This window comes from Aquimarina megaterium XH134 (assembly GCF_000520975.1).
Taxonomy (GTDB): Bacteria; Bacteroidota; Bacteroidia; order Flavobacteriales; family Flavobacteriaceae; genus Aquimarina; species Aquimarina megaterium.
The window spans coordinates 1-11,618 of record NZ_JACB01000042.1; the positions used below are offsets into that span (position 1 = coordinate 1).

At 32.7% G+C, this 11,618-nt stretch carries 11 protein-coding genes; 9 read left to right on the plus strand and 2 right to left on the minus strand.

Features of this window, described 5'->3' with window-relative positions; genetic code table 11:
* The 8 genes from Z053_RS30420 to Z053_RS0120950 form a co-directional block, all read left to right on the plus strand.
* A partial coding sequence (locus Z053_RS30420) for an RHS repeat domain-containing protein (RefSeq protein WP_316930202.1) occupies window positions 1–2,605 on the plus strand: 2,605 nt, incomplete at its 5' end.
* A gap of 10 nt (window positions 2,606–2,615) precedes the next feature.
* Window positions 2,616–3,098: a hypothetical protein gene (locus Z053_RS0120915; RefSeq protein ID WP_025666919.1), complete on the plus strand. Its 483-nt coding sequence runs from the start codon at window positions 2,616–2,618 to the stop codon at window positions 3,096–3,098.
* 488 nt (window positions 3,099–3,586) lie between these two features.
* Window positions 3,587–4,051, plus strand: a complete 465-nt coding sequence (locus tag Z053_RS0120920; protein ID WP_025666920.1) for a nucleoside monophosphate kinase — start codon at window positions 3,587–3,589, stop codon at window positions 4,049–4,051.
* 412 nt (window positions 4,052–4,463) lie between these two features.
* On the plus strand, window positions 4,464–5,042 hold the full coding sequence (locus Z053_RS29070; protein WP_025666923.1) for an RDD family protein: 579 nt from the start codon (window positions 4,464–4,466) through the stop codon (window positions 5,040–5,042).
* Window positions 5,043–5,179: 137 nt separating this feature from the next.
* A complete protein-coding gene (locus Z053_RS0120935; protein ID WP_025666924.1) occupies window positions 5,180–5,605 on the plus strand; it encodes a hypothetical protein in 426 nt (141 codons plus the stop codon).
* A 162-nt stretch (window positions 5,606–5,767) separates the two neighbouring features.
* Window positions 5,768–6,106 carry a hypothetical protein gene (locus Z053_RS0120940; RefSeq protein ID WP_025666925.1) on the plus strand — a complete coding sequence of 113 codons (339 nt, stop codon included), beginning with the start codon at window positions 5,768–5,770 and terminating at the stop codon, window positions 6,104–6,106.
* A gap of 669 nt (window positions 6,107–6,775) precedes the next feature.
* Window positions 6,776–7,651, plus strand: a complete 876-nt coding sequence (locus tag Z053_RS0120945; RefSeq protein WP_152538360.1) for a hypothetical protein — start codon at window positions 6,776–6,778, stop codon at window positions 7,649–7,651.
* Window positions 7,651–8,652: a S41 family peptidase gene (locus Z053_RS0120950; protein WP_025666927.1), complete on the plus strand. Its 1,002-nt coding sequence runs from the start codon at window positions 7,651–7,653 to the stop codon at window positions 8,650–8,652. Before Z053_RS0120945 ends, Z053_RS0120950 begins: the two co-directional genes overlap by 1 nt.
* 112 nt (window positions 8,653–8,764) lie before the next feature.
* On the opposite strand, the gene Z053_RS0120955 is transcribed toward Z053_RS0120950, so the two are convergent.
* On the minus strand, window positions 8,765–9,106 hold the full coding sequence (locus Z053_RS0120955) for a cupin domain-containing protein (protein ID WP_025666928.1): 342 nt from the start codon (window positions 9,104–9,106) through the stop codon (window positions 8,765–8,767).
* 112 nt (window positions 9,107–9,218) lie between these two features.
* Between Z053_RS0120955 and Z053_RS0120960 the strand changes: the two genes are divergently transcribed.
* Window positions 9,219–9,536, plus strand: a complete 318-nt coding sequence (locus Z053_RS0120960) for a 2Fe-2S iron-sulfur cluster-binding protein (RefSeq protein ID WP_025666929.1) — start codon at window positions 9,219–9,221, stop codon at window positions 9,534–9,536.
* An 85-nt stretch (window positions 9,537–9,621) separates the two neighbouring features.
* On the opposite strand, the gene Z053_RS0120965 is transcribed toward Z053_RS0120960, so the two are convergent.
* Entirely contained in the window at window positions 9,622–11,520 is a 1,899-nt protein-coding gene (locus Z053_RS0120965; protein ID WP_025666930.1) for an FG-GAP repeat domain-containing protein, read from the minus strand.
* Window positions 11,521–11,618: the final 98 nt, after the last annotated feature.

The following is an 11,618-nucleotide window of genomic DNA, read 5'->3' on the forward strand; positions in this document are numbered from 1 at the left end:
CGCCCAGATCGATGGTGCTACCATCTATTACAGCAATACAGCATTTCCAAAAACAAATCTGGAGCTATATACCATCAACTATTATGATGATTATGGGTTTGATCTTGCCGGATTAACCAATCCCGGTACGGTATATGGTGAGACTATATCAGATCAAACCAAGACACTACCTACAGGAAACAAGGTACGAGTGTTAGACACCTATGATTGGATTACTACCATTACCTGGTATGATAAAAAAGCACGACCTATCTATGTAGCTAGTAAAAATGAGTATCTTAGTACTATCAATATTACAGAAAATGATCTTGATTTTACAGGTAAAGTGAAACAAACTAAAACGACGCATACTAAGGGAAATAACGCACCCATTATAACCATAGATAGTTTTACCTACGATCATATGGGTAGAATGCTCACCCAACGACAATGTATAGAAGACGCCTCTGGGGTAAATTGTACGGGTAATACTGGGATTACACCAGCAGTAACCTTATCACAACCAATCACTCAGACCACAACTACTGTAGCAGGTAATACCATTACCCTATCTAATGGATTTCATTTTGCAGCTACGGCTAGTACTTCTTTCTTTGCTAAGATCCAGAATGAGGAATTCCCGGGAGAATTGATTGTATCTAATACTTATGATAAGTTAGGGCAATTAATTTCTAAAGAAGTTGGAGGAGGATTACAAGAAGTTGATTATACCTATAATGTAAGGGGATGGTTGACTAAAATCAATGATCCTGATATAGCTCTTGGTAACAAACTGTTTGCTTTTAAGATCAATTATAACACCACTACAGAAAACCTGGGAGCAACGGCTTTGTACAATGGTAATATTAGTGAAACCACTTGGAAAACAGCAAATGACAATACCAAACGTGCCTATGGATATCAGTATGATCATCTAAATCGAATTACTCAAGGACGCAGTACTAGTGGTCATTATGATGTAAGTGGTATCACCTACGATAGAGTTGGTAATATCCTCTCTTTAAATCGAAAGGGGCATTTAAATACTGCAGCTAATTCTTTTGGGGATATAGATATGCTAGCATACACCTATGATAGTGGTAATAAACTCTTAAGAGTGACTGATACCGGAAATACAACTTTTGGTTTTAAAGATGGCACCAATACCAATGATGATTATACCTATGATGCCAATGGAAACATGATTATAGATCAAAACAAAGGGATCACAAGCATTACCTATAATCATTTAAACTTACCAAAAACAGTAACTGTAAATAATGCTTCTCATACCGGAAATATTACTTATATTTACGACGCCACTGGGGTAAAACTAAAAAAGATTACAACAGAAGGAAGTTCATCAACAACAGAGTATGCTGGTAATTATGTGTATAAGAATGGAGTTTTAGAGTTCTTTAACCATACAGAAGGGATTGTAGAACATGAAGCCGATGGGTATAAATATGTATACCAATACAAAGACCATTTAGGAAACATCAGATTATCATACAAAGATGCCGATAAGAATGGTACTATAACGCAAAGTGAGATTGTACAGGAGAAGAATTATTATCCTTTTGGGATGACTCATTCTGGATATAATACTACACTACGAGGGAGAAATCATAATTATGGGTTTAATGGTATAGAGCTTACTGAGAGTTTAGACTTGAATCTCTATGAGATGGATTTACGCAAGTACGATCCTACCATCGCAAGATGGACTGCTATTGATCCTGTTACTCACCACTCGATGTCTACCTATAATGCTTTTGATAATAATCCTGTCTTTTGGGCTGATCCTAGTGGAGCTGATTCCTCACCGCATGATCTCTACCAACAAGGAATTAACCCTTATGACACATTTGGAAATCTTCCAGGAAATGTATTTGCATCTGGAGAGGCAGGAAAAAGTAGCGGGAATAGTGGTTGTCCTAGTGGTTGTGATGGTGTTGCAAATCCGAATAATCCTATTGAATTAGACACTGTAGTTATTAATGGTTCTAGAAATGCTGACTACGGAGGAGAATCTGACTATAGTGGAGGATTAAGTAGTTATAAAGGTCGATATGGTTTTTCTGGAGGTTATGATGACGTATTTTCTCAATATAAAACGAAATGGGGAGACACCTATATACCACTTGCTCATAGAAAAAATTCCATAGATGCTAGAGGATTTGGAGAAAACTTCGCTGCTGGTTGGAAAAATTGGAAACCCGGAGAACTAGGTTATGATGTGATGCAATATACATCTTATGCTATTGGTGGAACTTTGACAGGAGTAGCTGGTGGATCTATTATAGGAAGTTATGCTAGTTACGGTGCTATTGGAAATGCAGCTTCTAGTGGATATGCTACTTATCAGGCTTACAGTACATATGCATATACTTATGTAAATGCTTATGGAAATGTATATTTTCAATCATCTATGACCTCTTTAGGCTCTTATTATTTAAAAAATGCTCCGAAACCTATCCGAAGGTTACTTTTCAATAAGCAGATATATAGAACCCTACTGAACCCTAAAAAGCTTAAGGATATAGATCTTTCAAAACATTTGTTCTTTAAAGGGCCTAAGGTATTTAATAAAGTAGTACGCGGAGGAGCAGGTATGTTTGACTAGCGCAAAAATTATGAATGAAGAAACTTTAATTGCTCAAAAAAACAAGCTCATTAACCTGTTAAATGAAATGGATGATGCCAATTCAATTAAAAAGAGTATTCATTTTTATTCTTTACTAAATATTACAGATATGCTAACAAATATGAAGAATAAAAAAAGACCTAAAGAATTAAGACAGCAGATTTTTGATTATTACGAATTAATTTTCAACAAAAATTTAGAGTTTAATAAGTTCGAAAGTATAGAAAATTACACAAAATTTATATTTCCTTCAGGTAAATACATGATATATAATTATGGATTCAAATCAACTCATGGGTTATACAACTTTATTATTTTAGGTGTAATTTTAGATATTATTCTTGTAGGATGGAGTGAATTTTGGCTATTTGGTTATCCGATACCAATATTTACTTGCATTTTAATTTTTCTAGGTTTGTATAGAAGATATCATGCTAAAAAGAAGAAAAAATATTTTGCAGGAAACTATTAATGCAAGGGTAATGGCGGTAATGGGTAATGGGTCCCCCGCTCCCGCTAGCGTCTCGCTAGTGGCGTCAAAGCTTTAAGGATAAGAATATATAAATGATAAGAACCCGATCGATCGGATATGATAGCGCAGAAATGTTTTCTGTGCTAGACATAAGTAAGTGATAAGAGTAAATAAATGATAAAACCAGTTTACAGGGATGTAGCTGGTTTTTTTATTTAGTTAAAATATTCTAGTTTCATTTTTTGAAACTGTACTATTGTATTTTGGCAAGATGAGCAGGAATTATAATATTTCATAATACATCTGGTTATATGTGTTTAGTTTCGCTATGGTGTATTGTAAATATAGTAGTATAAAAAATTATTAGGATGACTATACCATGTAGAGATTGATATTTTTTGGGTTATCTAAAACTGTAGTGTCACTAGCGAGACGCTAGCGGGAGCGGGGGTTGTTAGTCTTGATTTTACAAAATAATTTAAAATATTATGAATATAATTTCAGTAGTTTCAACTCCTTCAAAATCATTATATAATAAATTGAACAATTTATTTGAAGGTTATAAAATTATTTATTTTTCTGAATTGATAAGAAATAATGTGTCAAATAAAAGCGATTTATGGACTTCAATTAACAATGATATATTATCTGGTAAGCCTATAAAGGATGAAGATATTTGCAATCTAATTTTGGAACAGTTTGTTGAAAACATTATTGAAAATTATATACTATTAGGTTTTCCTAGAACTGCACAACAATTAAAGTATTTAGAAAACTTATTAGACACCGGAAAAATAAAATATAAATTAATAGGTGTTTTTAGTAAAACAGAAAATAATATTACTCTTAAAGAATCATTTAAAGAGAGAAATGATGTAATTGAAGTGACTAATTTCGATGATTTACTCGCTCTCCAAAGAGCGATTACTCTGCGAATTTCTGTGACTTCATAGAGGTAAATGAGTAATACATATAATAAACAGTTACAGGCCTATGGTTTGTAGCTGTTTTTATGCGATATAGTTACCAAGAAATTAGATTCGTAAGATTATCTTTTAGTTTTTTCTTAGAGATAGAGGTTTTTTTATGCATAAACCTCTTGGGTTATGTATATCAGTTTAAAGATCACTTAGGAAACATACGATTGTCTTATAAAGATGCTAACAAAGATGGTGCTATAACGCAAAGTGAGATTATACCCAATGGCACGGATTTGCAATCCGTGAAACATACCAAAATACAAAAACAGTCATATCATAAATGACTGTTTTTTTATTATCATAAATTATTAATAATTGTTCAGTTCCGAAAAATGAAACTGGCGGGACGTATTATTGTAGCATCAAACAATAATTAGATACCGTTATGACCAGACAAGAACATTTACAATTTTGTAAAATCTGTACAAATCAAAAATTTGATTCAAAACAAGGTATAGTTTGCAGATTAACCGATGCAATTGCAAATTTTGAAAATACCTGCACTACATTTGAAGAAGACCCGATACTTGCAGAAAAAGAAAAGCAACTTGCGATAACAAGAACAGTAGCGGGTAAAGAAGCGAGTCAGGGAAAAAGATTTACCAACTATATCCTGGATTCTATATGTATTTTGGTATTTGGTTTTATGTTTGGTGTTGTTGTAGCCTTTATTTTTCCATCTATGCTATCGATTTTAGAAACAGATAGCCGAATTATAGACTATGGATTAGGTTTTATATTAGGAATGATTTATTATTCTTTTTTTGAAATTACCACAGGTAGAACCATTGGTAAGTTGATTACGGGAACAAAAGTAGTTGATGAGTATGGAAATAATCCTGATATACAAACCATATTAGTACGTAGTCTATGCAGGTATATTCCTTTTAATGCATTTTCGTTTTTGGGTGACGGTTCGGGCTGGCATGATACATTGTCTAAAACAAAAGTAATAGAAGTATAAATAAACAAGTTTGATCATTTTAATAGAGAGGTATGGTGTATAGAAATTGTTGTTTTAAATTTATTTTAAAGTTTTAAAAACACGGATTGCAAATCCGCGTTATCGTGTTTTTAGAATATTTCTCAAAAAATTAAATTATGAAAAACCTTATAGTAATTTTTTTATTAGCATTACATATAGGATGTAATAGTCAAAATAAAAATATGAAAGAAACACCTTTAGTTTCAGTTATTAAATTAAAATCTGCTGAAGCAGTATTAAACTTCGAAGAGGCAAAGAAATATATTGATTTAGATAAAGTTTTTGAAAAATCTCCTGAACTTCGTGATGTGGAAAAACAATGGAAAGAAATGGTTACGCTTTTTTATAACCTAGGAAATGATAAGAAATTCACGAATCATTTTAAGTATTTTAATTATAGAATTAGTGAAGTAGTCAAACAATCAAAAGCAGAAGTTATATTTGCTAAAATTAACAAAGAATCTCAAGTAAAAGAAATTGTTTATTCTTTAGAAAACCGAGAAGAAAATTGGGTTGTTGTTGATATAGAGTATACTAATTAAATTTTGACTGAAACCCCTATCACTCGGAGTATAAATAAACGAGTTTGATCACTTAAATGGAGGTGTATAGAAATTGTTGTTTTAAATTTATTTTGAAGTTTTAAAAACACGGATTGCAAATCCGTACCATCGTGTTCATTTTTTAATAAAGAAAAATTAAATATGAAAAAGCTAGAGGTTTTTTGTTTAGATGATACTGAGTCCAGAGAAATTGATTCAATACATAGAGGTTTTAGAGGAGATATTTATGTCAAAGTTAAAGAAGAATATTTTAACTTGAACTTTTATGATATAATACGTTTAAAACAAGATTTTGAAACAGAAATAGAAGTTTACGGTGTTTTCTCCTCAGAACCCAATATGATAATAGTAGAAGAAGTTAAAAAAGAGTTAATAATTAGAAGTATTAAAAATTTGTTTAAACGGAAGTATTTTGATCAAATTAAGCCATTATCTAATGCAAAACTTCAAAACTTAGAACTTTTCTTATTTTCGAAATGATAAGGTGTTTCTCGATGACACAGATTTGCAAACCCGATAGCGCGGATTTGCAATCCGTGAAACATAACAAAATATAAAACAGTTACAGTAATGTAACTGTTTTTTTATATAAAAGTGAACTACCAGATTAGCATACAAAAAAACTGATCACTATCAACTACTACTACTAGGATGAATTAATAGTTTGTAAAGCCATTTTTAGGATAAAACAGGTAAAACAGGGCGAGACCCCACTTATACAAGTGGGGGTAGGTACTTATAGAAGTAGGTATGTTAATGATATACATGCTACAGGGGGTACTTATGGTAGTGGGTATAGTCCGCTGTGATCTCGGTTAGGGGTACTTCCATTAGAGGGGTGGGGGTACTAAAAACAGAGGTAGCACTTGTGTTCAACAGAGGTGCCGCCTCTGTTTTATATAGGATTGGCCTGTGTTTGCACAGGGGGAGGGGGACTTCTTCAGTAGGGGGAGGGTACTTACGAAGTACCCTCTGGATCTCTCTCTGTATTAGATATGTAAGAACTATGAATACTTATCTAAACCAAAATAAAGACAGATTTAAGAAAAGATTTAGAAAAAGATGCAACCTATTGTTTTTCCGGTTGTCATTAGATGAACAACATACATTCATATCATTACATCATTAAAAATTAAAACTAACGCCTAAATGATAAGAAAAAATAGAATTGTCATTGTGCTGTTACTGTTTATGTCGGTAGCAGGTATTTCACAAACAGAAAATCCAGAGCTTTCTAAGAAAGAAAAAAGAAAAAACAGACCTGCTTATATAGGGTTTACAGCGGGACTAGGGAAATCATCTTTTAGAGATTTTGCAACCTCTCCACTTTTTTATAAAGGTACACCAAGAAACATAGTGCTATCATATACTAAAGCTGATATAGAAAGAGAATCCGAAATTGGAGCATCCTACCTTTTTGGGCAGTTCCACAATAACTTTAATAGCCATTCCCAAAGTAGTAAGCTACATAGTGTATCCTTGTTCTATTCTAGGTTATACAGGTTAAACATGCTTAGTTCTCCTAAGTTAAATGTAAAAGTGGGTGGATTATTTAATACCACTACTAATTTTAGAACGAATGAAGGATTTGGTAATAACGGAGTAGGAGTCGAAATTATTCCAACTCTATTTGGCTCTGTTAAAATCGAAAAAGATATAAGCCGTAAAGAAGAAAAGAGTAAAAAATTCTTATTTATTAAATATAAACTAAAGAAAAGAACAAGGAATTTGGCATTTAGGCTAAATGTCGGATTGGTTAATAGCTCATTTCGAAATGGATATGTGTATAATGGGCAATCTGGCTTGTTAAACGAAGCAAATATATTTGATGAGTATGAGTTCGATATATTTTCTGGGTTTAGGGTGAATAGTTCTTTAGACTATACAATTTCGCTTCAGAACAAAAATGCATTACGATTTTCGTATGTATGGGATGCGTATAAAACAGGGGGAGATTTTGATAAATTCGAGATGTCTGCCCATCTTTTAAAACTCACTTTTCTATTTAATACCAATAATAAGTAATGAGAAAGTTATATAGTATATTATTAATAAGTCTATCTCTTATCTCTTGTGAGAAAGCACTTTTTGAAAACGACCTGGCCTCTACAAATCCAAAAGATAATTTTGAATATCTATGGAACGAATGCAATGAAAAATATTCCTATTTTGATGTAAAAAATATTGATTGGGATGTTGTAAAATCTGAATATGCTGCCAAAATTTATGATGGAATGAGTGAGGATTCCCTATTTAACGTATTGGGAGGAATGTTAACAGAATTAAGAGATGATCATACGAATCTAATATCTAACTTTAATGTCTCTACTTTTAGAGTAGATTACCTGGGGCAGGATAATTTTGACTGGCGTATCATCGAGGACCACTATTTAAATCGGGACTATTATGTTACAGGGCCATTTTTGCATAATTTTCTTGACAATAAAGAAATAGGATACGTACGGTTTCCCTCTTTTCCTGGTACTGTAGATGCCGATAACCTAAATTTTGTTCTAAACAGATATAAAAATACAAAAGGATTAATCTTAGATATGCGAGAAAACGGAGGAGGAGCTGTAACCGATATTTTTGCAATTTTAAGCCGTTTTGTAGAGCGCAAAACACTGGTTAACTATTCTAGAATAAAAAGTGGCCCAGGGCGAAATGATTTTTCTGCAGCAGAGCCGGTATATGTCTCTCCATATAGTGGAATACGATATAAAAATAAGATTGTCGTATTAGTAGATCGGGGAACATATAGTGCCGGTTCATTTTTCTCACTTGCGACCAAAGCGCTTCCAAATATTACACTTATTGGGGATACTACAGGCGGGGGACTTGGCCTACCCAATGGCGGACAATTGCCTAATGGTTGGACCTATAGATTCTCTATTACACAAGCATTAACATTAGATAAGAATCCTGATTACGAAAATGGAGTTCCACCAGATATTGAAGCCTTGATAGATTGGAGTGATTTGACAAAAGATGAAGTTCTGGAGCGTGCAATTTTAGAACTACAATAAGGCATGATTGTAATCATGTTTCCAGCTTAGATTTACAAGTTATAAAACATAACGAAAGAAGAAAACAGTCACATTATAGTGACTGTTTTTTGTTTTCACTTCTATTTAAAGTTTATTGATCGGTTACTTTTTGTACCCTCTCTATAGAATCATTTTTAGAAAGCGAAAGCCGAACAATACTATCCTCTAATGCGATTAAATTATGCATGATGCTAGGCTCCAGAGAAATTAGATCTCCTTTTTTAAGCATATGTTCGGTATTGTCGACTCCAAAATTAATTTCACCTTCAAAAATAGAAACAGTAATAGGGAATGGGGTTTTATGACTTTTCATTTCCTGTCCTTTTTTAAAAACGATCCTAATTTCTTTGGTCGCATCATTTTCTATTAATTTGGTGATGACAGGTTTTGTATCCCCGTAGGTAAGATCCTTGAGTAATGAGGTTAATTGCATAGTAATTGTTTTTTATACAACAAAACTAATGATATTCTTCTGCTTGTTTTATGAGTTAAATCATAAGGTAAAGTAAACTCCTAATCGTAATTTGCAGGCATAATCAAATATAATGTATACGATAAATGTCATAGATACTATTGGGGAAGCTCATCTTTTAGAGTTTAAAAAATTTGAGTATCGTAACCTTATGGAGTTATTAGTAAACAGGCTACATGATGAAATAGGAGATTGTAAGGGTAGAGGACTATGTGGTACCTGTCATATTCGGGTACATTCATCTAATACTACAATGCAATTTTTTGAAGGACTAGAAGAGAATATATTAAAAAATCAATTAGACTATTATCCCAACAGTAGATTGGCCTGCCAAATTCTTTTAGACGAACATATTGATATGATGCAAATAGAAATTATAGGAGGGGATTAACTCTAGTTACCGGCATGTTAAAATGCTGGCAACTAAAACTATACGTTTTTACCATATCCAAGGTAATCCCAAATTTATAAAGTGTTTATTCCAAACTAAATATTTCCCAATTGCTTTTTCCGCCTTTTGATACTTTATATCCATTACCAAATTTTCTGTATATATCTGTTTCCCCATTATTATCAAGATCTGCAGAAAATAAGTTTTCTCTTTTTTCGCTACTAGTATTTAACACCTGCCAATTATTTCCAGAAGTATAGTCTGCGTAAAACCATTTCACTTCGTTAGATACAAATACATCTGTTGTTATATTACTATTGAAATTTCCTGTTAGTAATTGACTTAGGTCATAATCAGATGACCCTATCTCGATCCAGGTTGTTTTTGCTCCTTTAGAGATAGACCAATTTGTACCATTAGATTTAAAAGTATCGGTTTTACCATCTCCATCAAAATCACCAAATTTTAGGTTTGTAAGGTTATAAGATGGTGAGTAGTTAACTTTTTCCCATCCAACTATTGGAGAATATGCTATTTGCCAATCATTACCTGTAGTAGAAAAAATATCGGTTTTGCCATCTCCGTTAAAATCGGCTATTTTCAAATTATTTGGTTGATAACCAGAACCACCCAGGTCGACCCATTTATACTTATCGAATTCTGCTCTGATATGCATTGTTTCTGGTTTCGGATAATTTATGGTATACCACCTGTTATTTCTGTTTACAAAAATTTCGGATCTTCCATTTCCATCAAAATCACCGCATCCAACTTGCATCATATTTAAAATACTAGCTCCTGTGTTCATCATAGGTAAATAAGTGATATCTGAAACATTGTGATGATAGTTTTCTGGAAAAATATGACCTTTTACATATCCGCCATAAGAATTATTAAAAGCAAAAACATTAGTGCCATCAGCCAATCTGCTTGCATCAATAGCAAATACATCTCCCATGTTATCATATACAAATTTGTTTTTTTCTGCTAAGAACATGATTTCAGGAATACCCCGAATTAAAATATTTCGTGCTGTTTGTGGGCTATTTATAAAAGTATTATGATGTACATAAAAAAAGGAACCTGCTATTTTATAGGAGTCTCCTTCGCCGCCAAAATCTTGTCCACCGTGTACATCTATATTAGGATGAACATTATTTCCTCGTATTTCATTATATGAGAACTCATAACCACTTCCTTTGTGTCCGCTACAGGTAATATCGTGCCTGTTTTTATCAAAAATATTATGCGTTACCAGAGAAAAAGCAGCTTCTCCACCTATAGCAACTCCATATCCATAATCACTTTGTCTATTGTTGTGAAAATGATTGTGCTTTATGATGATTTTATTATTTACATTTTTTTCTACACCTATGGCATAATACGGAAAATCATAAAGTTCGCAATTATCGATAACTACATTTTCGGATGCATTAGCGATGTTTATCCCTTTTTTAACTTTTAATCTGGCTCTGTTACTTTCTATATTTCCATAAGGCCCTTGAAATCGAATTCCTGTAATTCGTACTCCAGAAGATTGGATAACCAAAATTGGAAGATGAGATGAATAACTGTTGTTTACCCATTGACTAGGACTTGTAGTAGCATTTACAAGACCGTAAGCATCGGTTTTTATAAGAGCACCACATTTTTCGTGTATTCCTCTGCCACTTGCCAAAGTGATCGATTTGTTAATGACTATTGTATCAAACTCCGCAACATTAATAGTAGCGTTGTCTTCTATATAAATAATATTACCATCGACTGCTTGATGAATAGCATCTTTCAATTCACTCAAGTTTTTTACCCTAAAATTGGCATTGTTACTATCAATAGGATCATTGTTTGGTATTGCTGTAGAGCAGCTGTTTAACGATTTTGTGTGTGAATCCTGTTCTGTAAAATCATCACTTTTAGAACATCCTATTAGTGTTAGAGTCAGTATTACTAAGTTGATTGTTTTTATTACCCCTGATAGTTTCATGAAAAAATGACTTTATGTTTATACTGTATCGAAAATGTTTAAATGAATTTGCTGTATATGTATGTGTCATAGCAAAGCAAAATGTTACTGTATAGCAT

Bases quoted from the DNA above. Each gene is read 5' to 3' on its own strand.
- Z053_RS0120915 (WP_025666919.1), top strand. From the start codon at position 2,616: ATGAATGAAGAAACTTTAATTGCTCAAAAAAACAAGCTCATTAACCTG.
- Z053_RS0120945 (WP_152538360.1), top strand. From the start codon at position 6,776: ATGATAAGAAAAAATAGAATTGTCATTGTGCTGTTACTGTTTATGTCG.
- Z053_RS0120965 (WP_025666930.1), bottom strand. From the start codon at position 11,520: ATGAAACTATCAGGGGTAATAAAAACAATCAACTTAGTAATACTGACT.
- Z053_RS0120955 (WP_025666928.1), bottom strand. From the start codon at position 9,106: ATGCAATTAACCTCATTACTCAAGGATCTTACCTACGGGGATACAAAA.
- Z053_RS0120960 (WP_025666929.1), top strand. From the start codon at position 9,219: ATGTATACGATAAATGTCATAGATACTATTGGGGAAGCTCATCTTTTA.
- Z053_RS0120950 (WP_025666927.1), top strand. From the start codon at position 7,651: ATGAGAAAGTTATATAGTATATTATTAATAAGTCTATCTCTTATCTCT.
- Z053_RS0120935 (WP_025666924.1), top strand. From the start codon at position 5,180: ATGAAAAACCTTATAGTAATTTTTTTATTAGCATTACATATAGGATGT.
- Z053_RS0120920 (WP_025666920.1), top strand. From the start codon at position 3,587: ATGAATATAATTTCAGTAGTTTCAACTCCTTCAAAATCATTATATAAT.
- Z053_RS0120940 (WP_025666925.1), top strand. From the start codon at position 5,768: ATGAAAAAGCTAGAGGTTTTTTGTTTAGATGATACTGAGTCCAGAGAA.
- Z053_RS29070 (WP_025666923.1), top strand. From the start codon at position 4,464: ATGACCAGACAAGAACATTTACAATTTTGTAAAATCTGTACAAATCAA.